This is a genomic window from Paenibacillus radicis (ex Xue et al. 2023), assembly GCF_024722015.1.
In the GTDB taxonomy this organism is placed as follows: domain Bacteria; phylum Bacillota; class Bacilli; order Paenibacillales; family NBRC-103111; genus Paenibacillus_S.
Genome location: NZ_JANQBD010000001.1, coordinates 220603 through 242518 on the forward strand (window position 1 = coordinate 220603; position 21916 = coordinate 242518).

General features: G+C 47.3%; 21 protein-coding genes. 7 read left to right on the forward strand and 14 right to left on the reverse strand.

Annotated elements, in window-relative coordinates; translation table 11 throughout:
* Positions 1 to 51: 51 nt before the first annotated feature.
* Positions 52 to 1113: a ribosome small subunit-dependent GTPase A gene (gene rsgA / locus NV381_RS00930; RefSeq protein WP_258211371.1), complete on the forward strand. Its 1062-nt coding sequence runs from the start codon at positions 52 to 54 to the stop codon at positions 1111 to 1113.
* 104 nt (positions 1114 to 1217) lie between these two features.
* On the opposite strand, the gene NV381_RS00935 is transcribed toward rsgA, so the two are convergent.
* The 3 genes from NV381_RS00935 to NV381_RS00945 are packed head-to-tail and all read right to left on the reverse strand — an operon-like array spanning position 1218 to position 4119.
* Positions 1218 to 1772: a hypothetical protein gene (locus NV381_RS00935; protein WP_258211372.1), complete on the reverse strand. Its 555-nt coding sequence runs from the start codon at positions 1770 to 1772 to the stop codon at positions 1218 to 1220.
* 55 nt (positions 1773 to 1827) lie between these two features.
* Positions 1828 to 3279, reverse strand: a complete 1452-nt coding sequence (locus NV381_RS00940) for a DEAD/DEAH box helicase (RefSeq protein ID WP_258211373.1) — start codon at positions 3277 to 3279, stop codon at positions 1828 to 1830.
* A 48-nt stretch (positions 3280 to 3327) separates the two neighbouring features.
* Positions 3328 to 4119 (reverse strand): alpha/beta hydrolase family protein, encoded by a 792-nt coding sequence (locus NV381_RS00945; RefSeq protein ID WP_419182233.1) that lies wholly within the window; start codon positions 4117 to 4119, stop codon positions 3328 to 3330.
* A gap of 202 nt (positions 4120 to 4321) precedes the next feature.
* Here NV381_RS00945 and NV381_RS00950 point away from each other — a divergent pair, with 202 nt between their 5' ends.
* Positions 4322 to 4585, forward strand: a complete 264-nt coding sequence (locus tag NV381_RS00950) for a YusU family protein (protein ID WP_258211375.1) — start codon at positions 4322 to 4324, stop codon at positions 4583 to 4585.
* A 153-nt stretch (positions 4586 to 4738) separates the two neighbouring features.
* On the opposite strand, the gene NV381_RS00955 is transcribed toward NV381_RS00950, so the two are convergent.
* From NV381_RS00955 to NV381_RS00995, 9 genes are all read right to left on the reverse strand, one after another.
* Entirely contained in the window at positions 4739 to 5515 is a 777-nt protein-coding gene (locus NV381_RS00955; protein WP_258211376.1) for an SDR family NAD(P)-dependent oxidoreductase, read from the reverse strand.
* 111 nt (positions 5516 to 5626) lie between these two features.
* Positions 5627 to 6085, reverse strand: a complete 459-nt coding sequence (locus NV381_RS00960) for a chemotaxis protein CheX (protein WP_171654498.1) — start codon at positions 6083 to 6085, stop codon at positions 5627 to 5629.
* A gap of 130 nt (positions 6086 to 6215) precedes the next feature.
* Complete coding sequence (locus NV381_RS00965; protein ID WP_258211377.1) at positions 6216 to 8717, reverse strand: O-antigen ligase family protein; 2502 nt, start codon at positions 8715 to 8717, stop codon at positions 6216 to 6218.
* A 69-nt stretch (positions 8718 to 8786) separates the two neighbouring features.
* A complete protein-coding gene (locus NV381_RS00970) occupies positions 8787 to 9584 on the reverse strand; it encodes an ABC transporter permease (protein ID WP_258211378.1) in 798 nt (265 codons plus the stop codon).
* Positions 9585 to 9603: 19 nt separating this feature from the next.
* Positions 9604 to 10494 (reverse strand): ABC transporter permease, encoded by an 891-nt coding sequence (locus NV381_RS00975; RefSeq protein WP_258211379.1) that lies wholly within the window; start codon positions 10492 to 10494, stop codon positions 9604 to 9606.
* A 5-nt stretch (positions 10495 to 10499) separates the two neighbouring features.
* Positions 10500 to 11504: an ABC transporter ATP-binding protein gene (locus NV381_RS00980; protein WP_258211380.1), complete on the reverse strand. Its 1005-nt coding sequence runs from the start codon at positions 11502 to 11504 to the stop codon at positions 10500 to 10502.
* Between the two features lie 266 nt (positions 11505 to 11770).
* Positions 11771 to 12235, reverse strand: a complete 465-nt coding sequence (locus NV381_RS00985; protein ID WP_258211381.1) for a zinc ribbon domain-containing protein — start codon at positions 12233 to 12235, stop codon at positions 11771 to 11773.
* A gap of 323 nt (positions 12236 to 12558) precedes the next feature.
* Positions 12559 to 13377 (reverse strand): HAD family hydrolase, encoded by an 819-nt coding sequence (locus NV381_RS00990; RefSeq protein WP_258211382.1) that lies wholly within the window; start codon positions 13375 to 13377, stop codon positions 12559 to 12561.
* 111 nt (positions 13378 to 13488) lie between these two features.
* Complete coding sequence (locus tag NV381_RS00995) at positions 13489 to 13980, reverse strand: cysteine dioxygenase (RefSeq protein ID WP_258211383.1); 492 nt, start codon at positions 13978 to 13980, stop codon at positions 13489 to 13491.
* 736 nt (positions 13981 to 14716) lie between these two features.
* Between NV381_RS00995 and NV381_RS01000 the strand changes: the two genes are divergently transcribed.
* Together NV381_RS01000 and NV381_RS01005 are read left to right on the forward strand one after the other, a co-directional pair.
* Positions 14717 to 15511: an HAD-IIA family hydrolase gene (locus NV381_RS01000; protein ID WP_258211384.1), complete on the forward strand. Its 795-nt coding sequence runs from the start codon at positions 14717 to 14719 to the stop codon at positions 15509 to 15511.
* Positions 15512 to 15569: 58 nt separating this feature from the next.
* A complete protein-coding gene (locus NV381_RS01005) occupies positions 15570 to 15941 on the forward strand; it encodes a DUF423 domain-containing protein (RefSeq protein WP_258211385.1) in 372 nt (123 codons plus the stop codon).
* Between the two features lie 101 nt (positions 15942 to 16042).
* Here the strand turns inward: NV381_RS01005 and NV381_RS01010 are convergent, their stop codons facing one another.
* Together NV381_RS01010 and NV381_RS01015 are read right to left on the reverse strand one after the other, a co-directional pair.
* Positions 16043 to 16603, reverse strand: a complete 561-nt coding sequence (locus NV381_RS01010) for a PadR family transcriptional regulator (RefSeq protein WP_258211386.1) — start codon at positions 16601 to 16603, stop codon at positions 16043 to 16045.
* A gap of 12 nt (positions 16604 to 16615) precedes the next feature.
* Entirely contained in the window at positions 16616 to 18184 is a 1569-nt protein-coding gene (locus tag NV381_RS01015; RefSeq protein ID WP_258211387.1) for an MDR family MFS transporter, read from the reverse strand.
* Positions 18185 to 18436: 252 nt separating this feature from the next.
* Here NV381_RS01015 and NV381_RS01020 point away from each other — a divergent pair, with 252 nt between their 5' ends.
* From NV381_RS01020 to NV381_RS01030, 3 genes are all read left to right on the forward strand, one after another.
* On the forward strand, positions 18437 to 19339 hold the full coding sequence (locus NV381_RS01020; RefSeq protein WP_258211388.1) for a LysR family transcriptional regulator: 903 nt from the start codon (positions 18437 to 18439) through the stop codon (positions 19337 to 19339).
* Positions 19340 to 19347: 8 nt separating this feature from the next.
* The gene (locus tag NV381_RS01025; RefSeq protein WP_258211389.1) at positions 19348 to 20154 is read left to right on the forward strand and encodes a histidinol-phosphatase; all 807 of its coding nucleotides are present in this window, start codon (positions 19348 to 19350) and stop codon (positions 20152 to 20154) included.
* 239 nt (positions 20155 to 20393) lie between these two features.
* The gene (locus tag NV381_RS01030) at positions 20394 to 21854 is read left to right on the forward strand and encodes a DUF5050 domain-containing protein (protein WP_258211390.1); all 1461 of its coding nucleotides are present in this window, start codon (positions 20394 to 20396) and stop codon (positions 21852 to 21854) included.
* The last annotated feature ends 62 nt before the right edge of the window (positions 21855 to 21916 follow it).

Below are 21916 nucleotides of genomic sequence, written 5' to 3' on the forward strand. Positions count from 1 at the left end.
TTCATAGGACCTTCCCCCTGCTCCATTAGAGATAATTATTAGGGAGGATCCATGGAAAACAATCATTCATTAGAAACTTACGGCTTTCAGCCGTTTTTTGCTAATCAGGATAAGGAAGGCTGCGCAATTGGGCGTGTTGCATTAGAACATAAGCATTTGTATCGCATATACGCTGAGGACGGTGAATGGCTAGGCGAGCTGTCCGGGAAAACTCGATACGAAGCTGTCCGGCGTGAAGATTATCCGGCTGTTGGAGATTGGGTAAGGATGACCAAACTGCACGGGGAGCAAAAAGCGATTATTCACGGGATTCTTGAACGCAAAAGCAAGTTTTCGCGTAAAGCCGCTGGTTCAACTACGGAGGAGCAGATTGTAGCGACCAATGTGGACCGCGTATTCCTTGTAATGGCCTTGAATCGTGACTTCAATGTACGCCGGCTCGAACGATACCTATTGCTGGGCTATGAAAGCGGAGCTGCCCCCGAGATCGTCCTGACCAAAAAGGATTTGTGCGACGATCTGGAGACCCGGCTGCGCGAGGTGGAGTCCATCGCCTTCGGCGTGCCCATCTATTCCGTCAACAGCTTGGCCGATGACGGAATTGAAGAGATCGCGGCCTCCCTGCGGCCGGGTGAAACGATCGCGCTGCTCGGCTCCTCCGGCGCGGGCAAATCGACGCTGCTGAACAGCCTATACGGCGGGCAGCGTCAGAAAACCGGCGGCGTCCGCGATGGCGACGACCGCGGCAAACACACGACGACGCATCGTGAGCTCGTCGTCCTGCCAAGCGGCGCGTTGATCATCGACACGCCGGGAATGCGCGAGCTGCAGCTGTGGGAAGGCAGCGAATCGATAGGCGCAGCCTTCCACGATGTCGAGGAGCTGGCTGCAGGCTGCCGGTACTCGGATTGCCGGCATGAGCAGGAGCCTGGCTGCATGATCCGATCCGCTCTGGCGGACGGAACATTGAGCCAGGAGCGGATCTCCAGCTACTACAAGCTGCAAAAAGAGCTTGCTTATAATGAGCGCAAGATTAATGCTGGAGCTGCCCGGGCCGAGAAGGATCGTTGGAAGAAGATTCACAAGAATATGCGAAGTAATACCAATCATTAATCCGGCCACACACAAAAAAGCACCTGTTCCAAAGGGAATCCCTTCCGATCAGGTGCTTTTTCCTTTGCCTGTGATTGATAACATTCAAACTCATCTTCTCTGCCTCATCGCAGCTTTAGGCCTAAGCTGAGCTTCAAGCTGTGCTCAAGGAATGTAATGCTCTTAATCCCGGCCAACTTAGGCATGTAGTCATCTAGAGACACTTGAATAGGCTTCAGCTGAAACCATTCAGGAGGAAGATTCATATGTCTGATTTGAGTTCCCGTATGCACAACCGTTACATAAGGCTCCTGCCAAGATACAGTGAATTGCAGCATAGCGCCAATTCGCCACTGCTTCTTGTAAAGAAGATTCACATCTGCAATTAGCTCGTTTCCATGCAGTGTAAATTGTGCTCCTGTTATCTCTAACTCATTATTATTGGAATTAGAAGAGTTTCGAGAAACCAGTGCTTTCTTCAACAGGTTGTTTACCTCCGGCTCCGTCAACTCGACTTCAAGTTTCCGGGAAGCGAGCATCTCAGCCAGCTTGTTGCGTACCGACAAATCTGTGTAAACCAGATCCAATGTTGTCTGCGGCTGGACATACCAATATAGACCTCCAGCCAGCAGTGCTATCAACAGAACCCCTACAATAATTCCCCGCAGCAGCTTCCCCATGCTCCTGTTTACGGCTCCTCTCCGAATACCTCCCACAAGAAATAAAGCAAGTACCTTACGTCGTTGGCTTATCCGGCTTGTCCTTCAACCAACGCGGCGCTCCCTTGTTCTTGCGCTCCCTCTTAAGCTCACGCTCCGACTTCCGCTTAACAGCAGGCGCTGCCGGTTTTACAGAAGGCTTGGCAGTTGCTGGCCTGGACGATACATCAGCTGAAGCTGCCGTTTGAGGCTTGGCCGCTTGTTCTCTTGGCAGCTTCCCAGCGCCAGCTTGCTTTCTGCCTTCGGCAGCCTTTGGCGCTTGCTCTGAAGTGGAACGCCGTTTGGCTGGATCTCCTTGCGAACGGTGCTGAGATGCAGCTGAACTGCGGCTCTTCCCCGGTTCGTAGATTTTGCCGTATGCCATCTCTTTTTCTTCAATAGTTACATCGAGCGTTTTGGAAAATTTATTGATAATGAATAGCTCTTTAGGCGTAATGATGGAGATCGCAGTCCCCTTCTTCCCCATACGTCCTGTTCGGCCCACACGATGCACATAATGATCTGCATCAATAGGAGGATCCAGATTAATCACATGAGTGACATGAGGGATGTCCAATCCGCGTGCTGCAATATCGGTAGCCAAGAGCAGCTGGAACTTACCGGCGCGGAAATCCTGCATGACCTTAGCTCGCTCCTGCTTACCCGCATCTCCATACAGCGCTTCGATCGACAAATTCGCGAACTTCAGCTTGCCTACAACCTCTGCCACAGCATCTATTTCATTAATAAACACAATTGCAGCCGGCGGGTTGTACAAGCGGACAATTCGGCGGAGCATGTCGATCTTCTCCCGCTCCTGGCATACAAAGTACATGTGTTCCAGTGTTTCCGAAGTTCGCTGCTGCGGATTCACCTGTACATATACAGGCTCCTGCATCCAGCGCCCGATCACTACTTTAATAGGCTCGGGCATTGTCGCCGAGAAAAACAGCATTTGACGTTCACGCTGCATCCCTTTGAAAATAGCTTCTGTCTCGTTCATAGAACCGAGCTCGAAAACTTGATCCACCTCATCGACCACAATAGTCCGCACATAATGCATGCTTATTTTACGAAGCTTCAACAGCTCAAGCACTCGTCCCGGTGTACCGACTATGAGATGTGGACGCAGCTTCAAGCGGTCGATTTGCCTGGTGATGGCAGCACCGCCAATTAAAGATTGCACACGAATACCGCTATCGGCTGTAAGAAGCTCTATCGTTTGTATGATCTGTATGCCCAGCTCTCGTGTTGGAACCAGCACAACCGCTTGCAGATCCTTAGAGCTTTTGTCTATTTTATGCAGTAAAGGCAGCGCGTACGCCAACGTTTTTCCCGATCCGGTCTGCGACTGGGCCACCACATCCTTACCCTGCAAAATAACGGGTATCGATTCCGCCTGAATAGCTGAAGGCGAAGTAATATTTAGATCCTGAAGCTTACGAACGTAAACCTCATCAATATGTAATGCTGCAAAACCGCTGTTCATCGAACTCCCCCTTTGTTATTAGCATCATACCAATGCATGCCCCCAACATCAAGGCTTGGACTCGCTCATCTCCCTGAGCTTCTGTGATATCCATGCAAAAACGGCATCCAATGCTTTCTCATCCGCTGCTTTTGGAAAACGGTGCTCCAATCCCTCGTACAGCTCCATGGCATAATCCTTGCCTGCTCGCTCGAGAGCTTCGGCCAGCTTATGCGCGTGGGACACATTGACTTGAGGATCCGCTGTTCCATGTACAATCATAATAGGAACCTGCACCTGCTCCAGCCAATACACCGGCGAGCGGCTTTCATAAGCCTCCGGCTCCTTGCGCGGGTGGCCTACAACCCGCTTAAGCATTCTCCGCAGATCCACCCGCTGCTCATAGGTGTCGAATAAATCGCTGACACCTCCCCAAACGACAACTGGACCGGCTTGATTGCATTGCTTGGCCGCAAGCATAGCCATCATCGCTCCTCGCGAAAAACCGATCAAGGGCACAGGACCCGGCTGAACCTCCGGCAGCGATTGTACCAGCGTAATCGCATGGCACACATCGAAGCGATCCTCACCGCCGAAATCCTCCTTGCCCTCTCCGCCCTCATTGCCGCGGTAAAACGGTGCAAACACAGCGTATCCCCGCTTCGCCATGGATATAATGCGACGCTTACGGACCATACCTACCTTACGGATTCCGCCACGGCAGTAGATCAGCCCGGGGCTTGGCTTCCCGGTGTCAGGCACAGTCAGGTAGCCTTTGACCTGCAGCCCTTCACTAACATAGGTTAGCCTATACAACAAAACACCTTTTACAAGACTGCGTAATGGTACCCGCTCTATCATAGCTCCATTAGCGGAGCCATTTCCTGATTGAGACTGACTTTCCTGCACGGTTTCCAACACAATCACTCACTCCATTCTCCGGTGCTGTGCAAGGTATCGACCTTTTTTTGACAGAAATCTTTTCGTGCGCTAGACTTACTTTGAAACATTGAAGTAGCGGTGTTCTAATAATCTGAAATATGTTCTGAAAGGTGGATCTTTTATGAATTCTGAATTCCATACCGAGTTCGATGCACTAGTCGAAAAATTTTCCGAGCTATTAACCGGCAGTACTTCTCCTGAATTGGTAGAGAAAATTAAAATCTGGTCGGTTTACAATCATATTCACAAAACGATGCCTGCACTCGCAAGCCACTGGAACCAATCTCATCCTGAAAGCAGAGCGGTCATCCGCAGTTTATATGAAGAGGTGCGCAAGCTTAATCTGGAGTTGAAGGAAAAAAATCAGAAGCTTGAGGAAAAATAAGCCTATCTCCGTACGAAACGCAACTGCAGGCTCCCTCGCCCAAGCCGCTGGCGCATATCGAAGAATCCAATATACGGAATGACCAAGTAAAGTAATTATCCCCTTTTATTGCAAGTCTATGATAAGCAGCGCAAGGACGAGGGAGCTTGCTTCTCACTTCTTATTCATCATTTTTCCAGCTACCTTATCAAATGCGCGCGGAAACAGCTGAAACAGCTTCACTCCAAAGCCTGCTACGAATGGCATATCGATCTCAGGAATTCGCCTCTCTATGGCTCTAAGTACTTTATCTGCTACCTGGTCAGGCTTCAGCATAAACCATTGTATGTTCTTTACGTAGTTGCCGGACGGATCAGCCTTGTCAAAGAAAGGCGTATCAATCGGACCTGGATTAATAGCTGACAGGTATACACCCGAGCCCGACAGCTCCTGGCGCAGGCAATTCGTAAAACCTAGCACCGCATGCTTGGTAGCCGAATATCCGGTTGATTTGGCAGAACCAATTTTACCAGCCATCGAAGCAATGTTCACGATATGGCCGTTCCTCGCCTTCAGCATATGGGGTAGCACCGCTTTCGTGCACCGCACCGTGCCCATGTAATTGACATCCATCATACCTTCTATTTCATCCAAAGATGCTTCAGTAAACGTCTCAAACACACCGTATCCGGCATTATTTATCAAAATATCAATACGCCCGAAGCGATCGATTACTTGCTGCATCGTCAGCATCACCTGATCGGTGGAGGTGACATCCAGCCTATAAATCCCATGGGGCCTTCCATTCAGGGATGCGGCCACCTGTGACAGCTTATCCTCCGAGCGTGCCATCAGAACAGGTACCGCACCGCGTTCAGACAGCTTTTTAGCCATAATCGCCCCGATCCCGCTGGACGCTCCGGTAATAACAGCAATTTTCCCATTGAACATTGGCTCTTCCTCCACAACTTTCTTTTACAAGCAAAATACGCAGCAACCAAAAAAAAGTGGAAAGCTTCCTTCCATAAGGAAACTCCCACTTTGTATTGTAAATGATTTTGATTACACGATCAAAACTTGAATATCCAACTCGCCGATTCCTTCCATAATCAGGGGGATCGTCAATGCCTTCTTAGGTAAAAATCCTGCGGAAGTAGCGGAATGCAGCAATTTGGGAGGAGTAATATCCACCCTGACGCCTTGATTAAACAGCATCGTGCTTGCGTTGCCGCTGATCATATTGCCGAGCTCGGAAATAGCGCTCTTGCTCATTTCATCCATCTCGGTTATAACATAACCGCCCATCATGGCAGATACTACCTTCAAGGCTACATCCTCATGAAGACCAAATACGATATCGCCCTGCATTTGTCCGGTCATTCCAATCTGGATCCAGATGAACTTCTCTACAAATTTTACGTCTTTTATCCCAAGTTGTCCGGTCGAAGGCCTGATGTTAGCCACTTGCTCTATGACAATTCTAGCTGACTCCAAAAATGGATTAATATATTCTGCCTTCATAAATAAATCGGTCCCCTTTGCGACAAAATCTCGTAGATTTATAGGTCTTATTATTGATACATTATACCTAAATATGTCGAATAAGTATACCATTTTTAGAAAACAAGACCTGACATCAACCACTTATGGTCTAAAGAGCGCCGCCTGCCAGCTTGGCAATTTCGGCTTTTTCCTCCGGATATTTCAATATAAAGGCTTCGTAAACCGGCATATCGGCTTGCCCCAGCTTCTGCAGCGAAGCTAAATACCATCTGACTATCAGCTTCGATACATCAGGGTTCCTTTGGTCATTCACATTCATATGCAGAGCCTCTACCGCTTCTTTATAATTATGCCGGGAATAGTTCAATTGCCCGATAATTAACGATATATCCGGTTTAATTTCGAACGGTTCACCCTGCATTTGTCCTTTGGGGAGACTTTTTAACGACTCTTGCTTCGATAAAACAAAGCGATACCAATCCAATGCCTGATTCCAATACTTGACATTCGCCTCCGTCTGATTGCCGGCCAGCGCTCTGCTGCCAAGCTCATAATTCAATGCAATAGCACGTGCATACCAATTGGGTCCTCCCCGGTTAACATTGAGCCCCCAAACCGTTTTCATTAAGCTGCGTTCGGTTATCATCAGCGCTTCGTTGAGTTTGCCTGCTGTTGCATTCTGATTGTATTCAATTTCCATTGCTGGCTTATTATAAGGCTCCTTGCGATCAAGCAAGGCTGCTACTCGCTTGGCTTCCTGCTCGTACCGGGCATCCTTGGTTTGACCATAAGCCTGATACAGCAGCTGTAATTTCATTACTAAGTAAGCGGGATGCTCCGGTGAAGAACGGATTGCCGCATCTAATGATTCAAATACTTCCTCCATGCTAACATTTGACGGTGAATCCATCTTTACTAATGCTTCATTGTAATAACGGTTACCTTGCAGCTCTCTTACCGAGACAATAATAACAACAATCGAGAGCACAGCAATGGCAGCAGGATATATGTACCGGAATACGCCTTTATTCACATATTGAATCAAGCCTGCCTTACCTGCTGCCAGTGTTTGCTTGATGCTAGCGGACAGTCCTCCCAAGCAAAGAAATACAACGGCAGCCAAATAACCGTAGCTCATCTCAAAATCAAGAATGCTATGGAGCAGGATGGATACTGAAATCAAATAAAAAACTTGGTAATGTCCTCTTTCTTCGCCCTGCTTGAAAAATTGCCTCGCGTACAGCCCATAAACTGAAATAAGCAATGCGATAAGCGCCAAAAAGCCAAGCAGCCCGGTTTCCACCATATATTGCAAGAAGAAATTGTGAACTTGCTCTACGAGATAAGGATTGTTTTGATATTGCTGGTATAAAGTAGTCCAGCCTCCTCCCCCTGCTCCAGTGACAGGGTACTCCTTAACGATTTTCAACGAGTCCTTGTACATCGTCAGCCGTTCCAATACACTGTGCTGCTGGAAGTTAATGGACAGCACACGCTTTTGCAGATCAGAGGGAAGCAGCTTGACTATCCCATTATTTTCAGAAATAAGGAGTAAGGCCAGAAGCCCAAAAACAATCATAGCACCGGGTATGAACAGATTGGCAAAGCGGTATTTATTCAGCTTCAGCACCTTTTGCTCCAGCCTCGGTATTACATAGCGTTCGCTGCACAATATGATTAGACCGGTAATAATAGAAACAGAGCCCATAATAAGCCAGCCCTTCAACGATTGCGAGTCCAAAATGCTGACAGTATTAGGGTTCATTGGATTCCCGCCGGTAACTTGCTTGAACAAGTCGGTTGTAATCTTCCTGATTGGCTCAGTAATGAGCAATGCACCCGCGGAGCCGATAGCCAAATAACTGAAAAAGCTGATTTGCCGGATGAATGTATAGAAAGGAAGAATCGCCAGCAATATGATCGGCAGCATCACAAGTCCGCCACGGGAAAGCGTCAGGAAAAAAGACAGCAACAGCGGCACAACCATGCTGCCATGCAGTAAAATGATATACCATCTGCGGGATCGCATCAGAAGCCATAGAGCAGATAGCAGCAGAGCCAACAAATAAGCTGCATATGCGTTTGCATATTGAAAGACGGAGGTTAAACGCAGCCCCTCGATCCCAAGCATAATCGCATCTTTGTAATAGGCGTTGCCGAACATGTTCAAAAAGCAGTAGAAAACCGCCGTATAGCCCGCAAATACGATCCCATACTGCATCCATTGCGCTCCTCGCTGCTGTTTGGCGACAACAGAGCCTATTGCAAAGAAAACCGCATACATGATATTCAGCATGACCATGAACATGGCATAATGGCTGGAAGCTGCCTGAAAGGAAGCTATGAAATAAAAGGCAGGGATGCTCCACACCTCTAAGGTTAATAAATCTGCAACATTCTCCAGCTTCCATCGGTAAAAGTAATGAATGCTTAACAAAAACAGCATAATACCGGCAGTGATAACCGCAGAGTTCAAAGGCTGCTCATACTGAACGGAATAGCCGTAAAAAAGCGCTGTTTGAAAAAGGAAACCAAATAAAAATAACCCGATAAACGAAAGAAATATCCAGTAAATCACAGATTTGTCCAGTGATGCTTGATGCATTAATTCCTTGTTAGCTTTATAAGAATACTTTGTACTTGCTGTCATCTCCAACCTCTTCCCACACATTTTTTACCACATCTGGTAGACGCGTCAGGGTTGGAAAAAGTTTCAAAATTAATTTCGAACGCCCATCATATTGCCGGAGCTGTAACGCCGCAGCCCGTAATAAAAGAATGCCGTGCCACCCAGGGACAACAATACAGCCACACCTGCCGCCTGAGCCAAAAATAAAGGTTCCACAGCACGGAGCAAGCCGATTGGCATATAGCTGATGAAGCCTGCGGGAATTACCGTAAACAGAAGCAGCTTCCCCCAACCGGTAAAAATACCTGTCGGATAAGTTGAAAATGCAAGCAGTCCATTAAACATCTGCTGGCTCAACCCTTCCGCGTTCCCCAAAAAGAAGGCTAGCGACTGGAAAATAATAACGAAGAACATAAAAATCAACATAGCAATAAGCAGGGCAAGCGCAAATTTGAGCAGCCCTATGGCCGAGCAATCGCCGAATAATCCATACAAAATGACTGCGAATAATATATCGCCAATGGCTGCAACGGACATACGGCTTATTAGTATATGAAGCAGCACCGGTTTGGGCTGTGACAGGAAAATATCCAGCTGCCCTGCTGCGATAAGCGAAGCAAGCCGATAGGCATTGCCGAACAACACAGCGGATAAGCCAAAGCCACCCGCGCTTACAGCCCACATCATCATGACATCCTGCAGCGACCAGCCGTTCACGACTTGAAACCGCTCGAAATAAATTCCCCAGAACAAAATCCAGACCGTATTGTTTACTACCATCATCCCCGCGGTCAGCAGAAAGCTCATGCGGAATTCCATCGCTCCTGCTAAATTCAGCTTCCAGCAACTCCATACAAAGGAAATGAGTCCTACACATTTATTGATCATTCCAATTCTCCCCTTTTGGCTATCCTCCATTTACATTCAGTTTCTTCACACCTCTCAAATACATAAGCCCGACTACCGCAGCCAGCACAGCAACCCAGGCCGCTTGGGTCAGCAGCATCGAAAGCAGCTGTACATCAGCCCATCTCACTACCGTTTTGGCTGGAAAATAGAGCACTGTTTGAAACGGCAGCCAGCGGCAAACGGCCTGCAGCTGCTGTGGAAACAGCTCCAGCGGCATCAGCATACCGCCTATCGTAAACAGCATTTTATGATATACGAATTCCAGACCCCTTGTTTCCTCCACCCAAAAAGAACATAAAGCCAGAACCATGTTAAGCAAAAAATTAATCGTCACCGCACCAAAGGATACTAGCAGGAAGCCTGCCCAGCCCCAACCGAAGGATGGCCAGCCGAACATAATAACTCCAAGCAATCCTCCAATACATACATTGACCAATAAGCGGATACTCACTTCGCTCACATACCCTACATAGTGATATCCGATATAGCTGAGAGGGCGGGTCAGCTTATAGCCGACATCTCCGTTTTTTACTTCCTCCTCGATTTTGGTAGATAGACTTGGAAATGCAGTCGTAAGCGCTTCTGCGAATAAAATATACCAAATGATCTGCTCGTAGCTGTAGCCTTCGATAAGTGCCGTGCCTTCACCTTGGTAAGTGACACGCCATAATTGCATAAATATGTACATGATCATGATGAGAAAGATGGAACGGATAATAAAATCGTATACATAGGCAAAATGATTTCTTAAAGTTACCCTGCCTATAGCGCCATATTTGATCAGCTTTCCAAAAATAGAAGTGGGTGGCGCAAGCGGCTTGTCAAAGCCTTGATTGCTTACCGGAGGCCCGCCGGTTACTCTGCTTTCGTTCCCTGCATCTGCCCGCATGACTGCTACCTCTCTTCCTCCCGCTGAATTCCCGATTCCTTGGCGTAGATGTGGGTAATGATCTGCTCCATTGGCGGATCTTCAATGGTCACATCGACAACGCGGTAATGGCCTACGATATGCGCCAGCACCTGCTCGATACTAGCCTCCGTCGTTTCGACGGAGAGCTTCATCATGCTTCCGTCCTGCTGGAGCACTTCTACGCCAGGAAAGCTGAACGCGGCTCCAGGCTGCTGCAGCTGCAAGTGAATGGTCTTAGCGGTAAGCAAATCCCGCTTCATCCGCTCCACATCATCATCCAGGATGACCTGGCCATGATTGATTACAACGGCACGCTTGCACAACTGCTCAATGTCACCCGCATCATGGGAGGTCAAGAAAACCGTGGTCCCCTCCTCACGGTTCATCTCCAAAATCAGCTCGCGGATTTTGTGCTTGACGATAACATCGAGCCCGATGGTCGGCTCGTCGAGGAATACAATCTTCGGCCGGTGAAGCATGGCGGCCGCTATCTCGCACCGCATCCGTTCTCCAAGCGACAGCTTGCGGACCGGTGTGTGCAAATACGGCTCCAGCTCGAAGCGCTGGACCAAATCATCGCGGCGGCTGAAATAATCCGCCCGCTTCAGTTCATAAATCCGACTCATCAGCTCGAACGAGTCGATTGGCGGCAGATGGTACCACAGCTGCGACTTTTGCCCGAATACAGAGCCGATATGATACGCTAGGCGGCTTCGCTCCGTCCATGGGCACAGGCCTAGTACCTGCGCGCTGCCACCGGATGGATGCAAAATACCTGTCAGCATTTTGATCGTTGTCGACTTGCCGGCTCCATTCGGTCCGAGAAACGCAAGAGTTTCTCCTTGCTCAACGCTAAGATCAATGCGGTGAACCGCCGCTTTCTCGGTATAACAGGGTCTAAACAGCGATTGCATACTGCCTATCAGTCCGCTTGCCTTCTGCTTTACCGCGAATGATTTGCTCAATCCTTCTACACGTATGGCATTCATAGTATTTAACCCCTTTCCCATGGTAAAGCAAAAAAGACCTCGAGCAAGTTCGCCTTGAAAGGCGGAACTTGCTCGAGGTCTTTTATCCCTACGGTGTAACGCGACACGACGGTTCGCGTTCGGCTTCGCTTGGTTCGAACCGGCTTAACAGCACCGTCGGATCCCTAGAAGCCCTCCCACTTAATTGTTATATACTATCACGCCATGTTAACTATTACAAGAAAAAAATGGTAATTATTCAAAGGAATTTCACGGGCTAACCAGCGTCACATCGCAATGCCGCAGCTTCCGCAAAATTTCGCATCAGGCTCGTTCGTTGTACGACAAACACGACAAATCGTGTGCACAACCGTTTCTGCCTGCTCAGCCTGTTCTCGCAGCTCTTCAAACTGGTGGCCGCAAACCGAACAAAACTTCACTTCTCTGGCGACAACTTTGCCGCACTGGCATACCTTCTCATGCTTGGCTTCCTTGATCTTCAATTCAATATGCTGAATATCCTGCCGCAGCACTTGAATTTGCTGACAGTAAGCTGCAACATCTGGCTGCGATTTTTTCCAATCCCCCGCCGCATGAGCATTATAAACGGATTCGCCAATCAGAGTAAAAATTTTCTCCAGTTCCTTTTCCTTGGAAGAAATTTGTGTACGCAGCCTTGTAATTTCCATTGTTTGCTGAGCTTTTTTCGCAGCATCGGATGCGCCTTGCTTCATTTTTTCAAAAAATGACATTGGTTTGCCCCCCTTTGAACTGATCTGGATCGTTCCTGTTACTACATAGTTATGAGCTTGGGGGCGTCGACATTCCGTAATGAGACATTAACTGAACAATTTACGCAAAATCGATAGCAGCATGATACCTGTTACAACTACACATACAATGACGAGCTTTTTTTCCTGACTGTTCAAACGGCTCATGAGACCAACAACCCCTTAAGCAGAATTGCTTACCTCTTAAGTATACGTTATTTGACGCTTTTCTACATAATCGTGCCAGTCTTGGCAATTGTCATGTTTGTGAACTTGTCTTAAGCCTGACCTATTCCAGAAAAATACTAGAGTGCCAGATGACGCGACGCTGCCAACCGCTCAAGCACGACGGCCACGCCATCCTTGTCATTCGTCTCCGTAATATGTGTGGCTATGCTCTTCAGTTCAGCAATAGCATTCCCCATAGCGACAGGGTGCCCGCAAAGCTTAAATACTTCCAGGTCGTTGTAATCATCGCCAAAAACCATCACCTGCTCCGGGTGAACGCCTCTGCGTCTCAATACATGCTCTAAAGCAGCGGCTTTGGATACGGCAGCACTCATAATCTGGATGAGCTTGTTCCCGTCCGTTGAGATAAGCTTCACACGATTGGCAAACCTCCGCTCAAGCTCCGCATAAATGTTATTTTCATTAGTTAACAGCAGCTTGGCAGGATGAAGCTGACTAATTTCCTCCCTGGTTAAAACAATGGGCACAGGGCCACCATCAGGAAATCCCAAAATGACTTTCTGTTCCTCGCTTAAGCTGCGGTTGCTGAACATCGAATCCTGTGCTTCAAAGCTTACCATGAGCTCAGGGCTTGTATCCATTATCGCCTCATAAATCTCTGAAACCACAGCTTGATCGATCAACACATGATCCTCCATACTGTGAACCGAGTCAACGGTATGCGCACCATTATAGTAAATGATGCAGCCCAATTCCAGCAGCACGTCAGGCAGCAGCATACGTACGGATCTTGCCGGACGTGCAGTAGCTATAATCACATGAATACCGCGATCATGACAGTCCAATACAGCGCGAAGGCTCCGATCCGTAATATGACGGCTGCTGTCCAAAAGTGTTCCATCCAAATCCAAAACAATTGCTTGAATAGTGTTCATAGCAGCTCCCATTGGAAAATTTTTACCATAGTATCACAGATGACTTGCTTCTGTAAACGGTATGATAATATTTGGCACAACGGGATTGAACGAACGGCTGTATCTGATGTTCTATATCACATAATCCAATACTTCCTCATAAGTACGAAACGCCTTAGTTCCTGCTAGTCTTGGGGAGTAAACATGAAACGACAGCATGCGCCCTTCTCCCAAGTTGCTCATTTGATGAATTTGTCCCTTAGGGGCATACAGAAACTGATGCTGCTTCAATTGGCTTTCCCCGACTACCTGCGCGTAACCGAAGCCGTCAAGCCGATAAATAATATTGGTCATCTGACCTTCCAAAATAAATGCGCACCCAACAGATGCACCATGATCGTGAATGAGGGTTTGACGCCCTTGGGGCAGATGGACCAGGATCACCTCTACCTCTTCCGATTGGTATAACACTTTTCGGCCGTAGGGTAAATAGGAAGGCTCCTCAATGTAAGGGGCTACCTTCTCAGATGTGAGCTCCAAACCAGTAATGATTGCTTTTAATTCATGCGGTGCTGGACTTTCAACGCTGCGAAACGCTTGCTCAATGGATTCAAGTAGTTCCATGGCTCCGATACCTCCGAATTGTTTTTTATATTGACATTAAAAAGTCTGGAAAAGTCGCTTTTCTTGCGACGACCTCTATATAAAATAGGTTTTAGTCCGATGTTATAAGCATTAGACGACTTTTGTATAAGATTATCTTATATGTCATTTCGTTATTTGTATTCAAAATGCAGCCTACTGGTGTCTGTTATTCGAAAAATTGGCTCAACACCCGATATCAGAGCTTGACGAAGTCATTCGATTTCGTCTCCGTGTCCAGCCTAGCCCTAGACAAAACTTAAAAACGGTAATAACAGCGCACACGACTTTATTCGAATTTATTGGATTCGGAGCCATTGCCTTCCCCCAAAAACCTGCATCTATACAGTCTTTAGGCCGGTATATCCAAAGTCTTATTGAATTCATGCAAATGTGCATTTATTTTTTCATTTTTAGCTGAACCGGAGCGTTTCCCATGAAAATTGATGTACTTTTGCAGGTTTGTTCTCTCTACAGCAATTCCGGCAGGAAAATAACTGCGTGTTTGCAGGATTTTGTGAGGACTAGTGGTCGGAGGAGGGTCAAGTACTGATTTTGAGGTTGAGCCGAAAAATTTAGGTAGAAATCAGTGTGGAAAAATAGAATGCAGACGAATTCTCGGACTTCTTGTAAGGAATAGCCGCTGAGGCCACATTTTTGTTACAATGAGTTTTGTGAATGCTTGCCATTAAGAGGGGTTATTAGAGGAGGACAAAAAATGCTCGGATTTTTACTCGATTTGGATGGGACTTTGTACCATGGGGACAAGCCCATTCCGTATGCGGCAGAGTTTATTGGTTGGCTGCGGGAACAAGGCTATCCGTACTTATATGTAACAAACAATTCATCGCGAACACCGGAGCAGGTAACCGAGCATTTAAGAAAGGTCGGTATTGAGGCTGAGCCAAGCGAAGTGCTTACTTCCTCTCAGGCAGCGGCCCTATATATTCAGGAAGGACAAACGGGGAAGCGTGTATACGCTGTAGGTGAGAATGGATTAAGACAAGCGCTGCATGATGCGGGATTCACTGTAATCTCCGATGAAGATTTGGAAACGCCCGATTATGTTGTGCAGGGGATCGACCGGGATTTCAGCTATACGAAGCTGGCAACGGCTGTTCGGCATATTCGCAATGGAGCCCTGTCCGTGCTTACTAATCCGGATCATTTGCTGCCGTGGAATAACGAGCTGCAGCCGGGAGCCGGCTCCATTGGAGCCGCTATCGAGCGATCGAGCCAGACGAAGCCGGTAGTGATCGGCAAGCCTTCGCCGATCATTATGAAGTATGCGATCGCCAAGCTGGGGCTGCCCCTGGAGCAGATCTGGGTGGTCGGCGATAACCTGCTGACCGATATTCAAGGCGGCCTCGCCGCAGGCTGCCGCACAGCTCTTGTGCTTTCCGGCCTCGTGAGCCGGGACACGCTGCAGGAGCAGCAGCAGCTGACCGGCGTCCGGCCGGAGCTTGTGTGCGGCCAGCTGATGGAGCTGGCCGGGATGCTCTCGAAGCCTTGAGCCGGACATGAAATCCCGGCTCCACTATGTTCAAGTATATTCAAAGGAGATGACATCATTGAATACTTTATTTCTGCTCGGAGGCTTGAATATGCTGCTCTCCGTCGCATTAGGCGCTTTCGGGGCACATGCTTTGAAAAATCGACTGACGCCGGATATGCTCAAGGTGTACCAGACAGGCATCCAATATCACATGGCTCATGCGCTTGGACTTATATTGATTGGCGTCGTGTCCGGTCTGCCCTCTGTGAACGGACCTTTAATGATTACCGCCGGTTGGCTGATTGTTGCAGGCATCATCCTGTTCTCAGGCAGCCTCTATGCGCTCAGTCTGTCCGGCATCAAAAAGCTCGGCGCCATCACCCCAATCGGAGGCTTGGCTTTTCTCGCCGGTTGGTTAGTATTTATAATCGCAGAGTTTGGAGGCTAAGGCATCCAGTAAGCACCAACTATTCTGTATGCAGCAAAAGAAGCTGACCTGATGTACTTTCGTAACCTCAGGTCCAGCTTCTTTGTTTTTAGCATTGAACATTATAAATCCAAAGGAACTCCTCTTTCTTTCAAGAGTCCCGCTTCCGCATCCTTAACAAGCCGTTCCAGCCAACGGAGATGAGTTTCAGCGTGCTCATATGCCCCCCACATCATATGCAGTACACCTCGTGGTACGATAGGCACATGCTCCTCATATAAATCCTTCATCTGCTGAACCTTGAGCTTCTGCTCCTCCAGCTTCTTGCGTAAAATCCGGCAAATATCATCCTGATTCCCATAAAGGGAGAAAATGAGAGCCGGTCCCATTGGATGAAACAGCTGCGTTTGATTTTCGAATTGCTCCAGCAGCATCTTATGAAAGAGCTGTTCACCCTTCGGTGTTATACGGTATATAGTCCGGTCAGGGCGCGCACTGTCCTTTACCTTTTCAACGGTTTCAATAAACCCGTCTTTCTTCAAAGTATCAATGGCATAGTACAAAGAACCGTCCCGCATTTTTACAAAATGGTGCATTTCCCGTTCTATCATCTTTTGCCGTATGACATAAGGATGGCTTTCGCTTTCCATTAAAAGTCCCAATATGACCAGCTTCATTGACATAGTCGTACTCCTCTAGGCTTTTTGCTTCACATGAGCAGGAATCTCCAACTTGGCCTTGCCCATAAGCAGCACGAATAACAAGCCGAGTATCGCTATAAAAATGGTACATTGAAAAACAAACCCGATTGAATCCGCTAAGCCCAGCGTCAGCTTCTCCAATACTTGCGGCGGCATGCCGGCTCTTACTTGAGGCTGCAGGAGCGCCCTTGCATCGATCGGATTCTCCGCCATCCCTGAGCTCGGCAGCAGTTCGCTCATCCGTGTTTTTAACGCAGCGGCCTGAACGCTTCCGAGCACGGTAACACCAATCGCCGAACCTATCGAGCGAAAAAAGGAAACCAATGAAGTAATAATTCCCCGGTATTGGGCACTTACATTATGAAGCGAGGACATTGAGGTCACAGGAAAGGACATCCCGATTCCAAGCCCCAGAAAGATCATATACACAACCACGAACCATCGCGGCGTCAAATCAGGAGCAGCAGCCCCGAACATCGAATACAGCTCTCTCATCCATTCCGGAGAATTGTAAGACAATGTGCCGAGAAGCGATGTCGCTATCAGCAGCAGCGCGCTGGAAATTAATAAAATGTTGCGGTAGGAGGTGCTGCCGATTAATTTGCCGCCAAACATACTGCTTACCACAACTCCAAGCATCATCGGTGTCAGCACTTGGCCTGCGCTTGTTGCCGAGCCCTCATACACACCTTGAATAAATAAGGGTATATACGAAGCCGCCGACATCATCAACGCTCCGTAGAACAAGCAAACTCCCATACTCGCCGTAAACAGCTTGTTGCGGAATAGTCCCAACGGTACGACTGGACTGACCGCCTTTGTTTCCACCCATAAGAATAAGGCCAGCAGTACCGCAAAACCAGCGAACAACGAATAGCTTTCAATCGAGTTCCAGGCAAATTCTTTGCCCCCAAGCTCCAGGGCGAACATTAAGCAAAGAATGGATGCGGCAAAAGTAATGGTTCCCATCCAATCGATCTTTTGATTCGGATTTTTCGCGAGCGAAGGACGATAGAATAAAGTAATCAGTAAAAAGGAAATAACACCTAGAGGAAGATTGATATAAAAAATCCATTTCCAGTTAATATTATCTGTAAAATAAGCTCCGGCCAGCGGCCCAAGGACGCTGGAAATACCGAATACCGCACCGAACAATCCTTGCATTTTTCCACGCTTCTCAGGAGGAAACAAGTCAAATACAATCGTGAACGTAATCGGCATCAAAGCCCCTCCGCCAATCCCTTGAATGACGCGGTAAATAATTAATTGAATCATGTTCTCCGAGGTTCCGCACAAAGCTGAGCCTATCATAAACACTGCCAGCCCGAGCAGGAAAAACAGCTTTCTCCCATACATATCCGACAGCTTGCCGAAGATCGGCATAGAGACTACATTAGCAATAAGATAAGCCGAGAAAACCCAAACAAACTTTTCCAAGCCTCCCAATTCACCTACTATAGTTGGCATGGCAGTGGACACAATAGTCTGGTCCAAAGCCGCCAGCAGCAGACCTAACATCAAGCCAACTATCGTCCAACGAACATTCGATTTTTTCTCTGTCATGTTTTACCTCATTTCGATTTGATATCACTCAAATTATTATACTCAAATTTGAGTATGTTTCAATCCTGTATGGATCATGATAAAATATTTTTTTAATATTAAGCCTCAAGGATTGGGTTTGCACCCTGGCGACAAGTGTCATATAATGGATTCATCTGAGAAAATGTATTTATATTGTTTGTAAAGTTGATAAATAATATCTATTTTGATGCTATTTTTGAGCACTCATCCATATGGGGATAGGAGGGTTCTATGAATCTAAACCAATTGGAAACATTGCTGACGATTTCCAAGACTATGAGTTTCCGTAAAGCTGGTGAATTGCTTAATTTAACCCAGCCCGCTGTCTCCGCCCAGATTAAAAGTCTGGAGGATGAATTTAAGACGGTTCTTATTGATCGAAATCAGCCTGTCACGCTAACGGATAGCGGACGTGTATTTTTGGAGCATGCGGAGTTGGTACTGCAAACGGTTGAGGATCTGAAGCAGAGGCTGGCGGATTTGAATCAAATCCCACAAGGTCACATTCATCTAGGTACCACTACATCGATTGCGATTCAGATTTTGCCGCGTGTACTGTCTTATTTTCAAAACCAGTTTCCGCTGATCAAAACAACAATCCATTCCATGACCTCCTCGCAAATTATGCAAAGTGTGGAAAACGGAACGATTGATATAGGTATTACCTACCTGTTTGAAAAGCATCCGTCTCTTGAAAGCTCTGTGCTGTATTATGATACATTTGAGCTGGTGGTGGCGCCTGAACACCCATTAAGCCGGTACGCCCATGTACCGATTGAGAAGCTTCATGATATTCCATTGATCATGCTGTCGCCGGAAACGGCCGGACGCCGGTTCGTAGATCAAATCTTCAAACAGCTGTACATCTCGCCGCAGATTGTAATGGAGCTGTCGAGCAGCGAGGAAGTGAAGCGAATGGTAGAGCTGAATCTCGGAGCCGCTATTATTTCCAAGCTGTCCATTTCCAATGAGCTGCGAATGGGTACATTAAAGATGATTAAGGTCAATGAGCTTGAGATCAGTCATCCCGTTGGAGTCGTCTACAAATCAGGCCGCTATTTAAGCTCGGCGTTGAATCAGTTTTTATTGGATTTAAAAGGCATGCAGGAAATACAATTTATTGGATCGGAGTGACTATTGCTATGAAATTCGATTTGCACACCCATCATGAACGCTGCGGTCATGCAGTTGGAACGATACGTGATTATGTTGAAGCAGGAATCCGGCACGGCTTATCTGTGATTGGAATCTCCGACCATTCTCCCTATTTCGGAAGTGATGTAGAGCATGAGCAGCCGGGAATCGCTATGGCCAAAAGCGAATTTGCACGTTACATAGAGGAAGTTCTCAAGCTCAAGCAGGAATACAGCGGTAAAATTGATGTACTGCTTGGCGTGGAATCGGATTTTTTCCCAGAGCATGCAAGTCTGTACCACAGTATTTATGAGAAATATCCTTTCGACTATATTATTGGCTCCGTTCATTTGTCAGGCGGCGTAAGCATCTTTAATAGAAACCGATTCAAAAGCTTATCGGACAAGGAAAAGATTGAGCATAAAGAGCAGTATTACGCTCTGATCGAGCAGTCTGCGCGCAGCGGTATGTTCCAAATTCTCGGACACATCGATGCAATGCGAGCTTATTATTCGCCTTTTAGCGATATTCCGACCGATGCGGTCGACCGAACTTTGCAAATTATTGGCGAGCAGGATGTCGCCATTGAAATTAATACATCAGGCAAAACGAAGGATTGCGGCGGATGGTATCCAGTCGATGCTGTACTTGAGCGTGCTCTGCATTACGGCGTCAGAGTAACCTTCGGCTCCGATGCGCATAAACCTGAAAGAGTCGGTGACGATTGGGAGCTGGTAGCCAAGAGGCTGAAGGAAATCGGCTTCAAGGAATGGGTTTACTTCAAGCAAAAGCAGCGGCAAGTTGTGGCGCTATAAGCGAGCGGTTATGCTGCGTTAGCTTCGAATAGATACTGGAGTGCCCTTGACTCCCCAAACTCTAACTCTATACAAACTAAAAGGAGCTTTGCCACTGACGTACGGTGACAGGCTCCTTTTTCATGGAATAGAGGTTTATTTCCAAACCAAGAAACAAAAGGGATATTAACCGCGTTATATATTTGGGTCCCTTAGGGTCTTCCAAAGTTTACATTTACACTCAGAGAGGAGTACCTGTCATGCTCAGAACTATCACCACATGGACAATTACTGCGGCGTTCGCAGCAGGACTTGCGTTAATATCGCCACTTCCGGCTTTACAAGCGGCATCATCTGTGTACCCAATTTCGTACCCGGCATTCCCAGTTACTATCAATGAAACGATAATAGACCAGGTACATAGTGTTTACCCTCTCCTGCTCTACCGCGATATAACCTATTTCCCCATGACATGGGACTATACGTCCGCTCTCGGCTTGACAGCTGCGTGGAATGGACAGAAGGGTCTTTCGATTGCTATGCAGGATAAAAAAGCAGGTTGTTCTCCACTCAAACAAACGCTTTCTGCACAAGCCAACAGCAGCACCGGCTCTGCATCCGCAATTCCTGCTCCTTTCCCTGTAACGGTAAATGGTTCTTTAATTGATAATACAAAGGAACCTTATCCTGTTTTGTTTTACAACGATATTACTTATTTTCCGATGACATGGAAATTTACGAAAGAAGCGTTCAACTGGCAGGTTAATTGGGATAATGCACGCGGTTACGAAATTCAATCTTGCGTGAGGCCGACTCAGGAAAAGCTCATCCAAACGGATTCATTCAACCTGGCGAACGGGGGGCAGCTTGCGGCGAAGGACGATTGGATCTATATGAACCCATCGCGCAGCTCAGGAGGAGCTCACAGTCTGGTCAAAGCAAAAGCGGATGGCACTAACCGAATGAAGCTTTCAGATGATAATGCGATGTCTATCAACATAGTGGGTGATTGGCTGTACTACATCAACTTTGAGGCATCAAGTCCGAGCGCTATTTATAAAATCAGAACTGATGGAACGGACAGAACGATGGTATCGCAGACAGCCGCAAGCCGATTGTGGGTACATGACGGATGGATCTATTACATTCCATTGGCTGAGCAGCCTAATGAAATGGGAGGTATTTACCAAACCTCCTCCGGGATCTTCAGGATGAAGACGGACGGCACAAGTGAACAAAAGCTTCTTGAGGATACGAAAGTTTCCGGATTTTATCTGAATGACGAACAGATCTACTTTCGGCTTATGGAGGGCGAGCATACCAAGCTCTATCTGATGAATTTAGATGGATCAGGGCAAAAGATGCTTCGAAATGACGTAACCGATTTTATAGTCGCAGATGATTGGATCTATTACGTTCTGGACCGAAAGCAGATGTACAAAATGAGCCTGGACGGGTCCGTGGATATTCCTTTATTTGAGCTTGAAAAACCTCAGCTTTCGAGTATGACCTACTGGAACGGCTGGATTTACTATACAAAGTTCATCTCTGGCAGTATTGCAGGAGCTAACCCTATCGAGCGCATAAGGATAGATGGGACCGATCAGCAAAAAGTAACGGAGGCGCGCCCGCTCTCTCTTTATATAGCTGGGAATGAAATGTATTTTGCCAATTGGTCGATGGGAGACCAAACATTGGAGCATTTCAAGCTCAATAATTAGTAAGTCTCTATTATTGCTGCCGTGAAAAAGGAGCTTGCCACCGAAGTACAGTGGCAGGCTCC

Coding starts and splice junctions, on each gene's coding strand:
- rsgA (WP_258211371.1), top strand. CDS start 52: ATGGAAAACAATCATTCATTAGAAACTTACGGCTTTCAGCCGTTTTTT.
- NV381_RS00935 (WP_258211372.1), bottom strand. CDS start 1,772: ATGGGGAAGCTGCTGCGGGGAATTATTGTAGGGGTTCTGTTGATAGCA.
- NV381_RS00940 (WP_258211373.1), bottom strand. CDS start 3,279: ATGAACAGCGGTTTTGCAGCATTACATATTGATGAGGTTTACGTTCGT.
- NV381_RS00945 (WP_419182233.1), bottom strand. CDS start 4,119: ATGATAGAGCGGGTACCATTACGCAGTCTTGTAAAAGGTGTTTTGTTG.
- NV381_RS00950 (WP_258211375.1), top strand. CDS start 4,322: ATGAATTCTGAATTCCATACCGAGTTCGATGCACTAGTCGAAAAATTT.
- NV381_RS00955 (WP_258211376.1), bottom strand. CDS start 5,515: ATGTTCAATGGGAAAATTGCTGTTATTACCGGAGCGTCCAGCGGGATC.
- NV381_RS00960 (WP_171654498.1), bottom strand. CDS start 6,085: ATGAAGGCAGAATATATTAATCCATTTTTGGAGTCAGCTAGAATTGTC.
- NV381_RS00965 (WP_258211377.1), bottom strand. CDS start 8,717: ATGACAGCAAGTACAAAGTATTCTTATAAAGCTAACAAGGAATTAATG.
- NV381_RS00970 (WP_258211378.1), bottom strand. CDS start 9,584: ATGATCAATAAATGTGTAGGACTCATTTCCTTTGTATGGAGTTGCTGG.
- NV381_RS00975 (WP_258211379.1), bottom strand. CDS start 10,494: ATGCGGGCAGATGCAGGGAACGAAAGCAGAGTAACCGGCGGGCCTCCG.
- NV381_RS00980 (WP_258211380.1), bottom strand. CDS start 11,504: ATGAATGCCATACGTGTAGAAGGATTGAGCAAATCATTCGCGGTAAAG.
- NV381_RS00985 (WP_258211381.1), bottom strand. CDS start 12,235: ATGTCATTTTTTGAAAAAATGAAGCAAGGCGCATCCGATGCTGCGAAA.
- NV381_RS00990 (WP_258211382.1), bottom strand. CDS start 13,377: ATGAACACTATTCAAGCAATTGTTTTGGATTTGGATGGAACACTTTTG.
- NV381_RS00995 (WP_258211383.1), bottom strand. CDS start 13,980: ATGGAACTACTTGAATCCATTGAGCAAGCGTTTCGCAGCGTTGAAAGT.
- NV381_RS01000 (WP_258211384.1), top strand. CDS start 14,717: ATGCTCGGATTTTTACTCGATTTGGATGGGACTTTGTACCATGGGGAC.
- NV381_RS01010 (WP_258211386.1), bottom strand. CDS start 16,603: ATGTCAATGAAGCTGGTCATATTGGGACTTTTAATGGAAAGCGAAAGC.
- NV381_RS01015 (WP_258211387.1), bottom strand. CDS start 18,184: ATGACAGAGAAAAAATCGAATGTTCGTTGGACGATAGTTGGCTTGATG.
- NV381_RS01020 (WP_258211388.1), top strand. CDS start 18,437: ATGAATCTAAACCAATTGGAAACATTGCTGACGATTTCCAAGACTATG.
- NV381_RS01025 (WP_258211389.1), top strand. CDS start 19,348: ATGAAATTCGATTTGCACACCCATCATGAACGCTGCGGTCATGCAGTT.
- NV381_RS01030 (WP_258211390.1), top strand. CDS start 20,394: ATGCTCAGAACTATCACCACATGGACAATTACTGCGGCGTTCGCAGCA.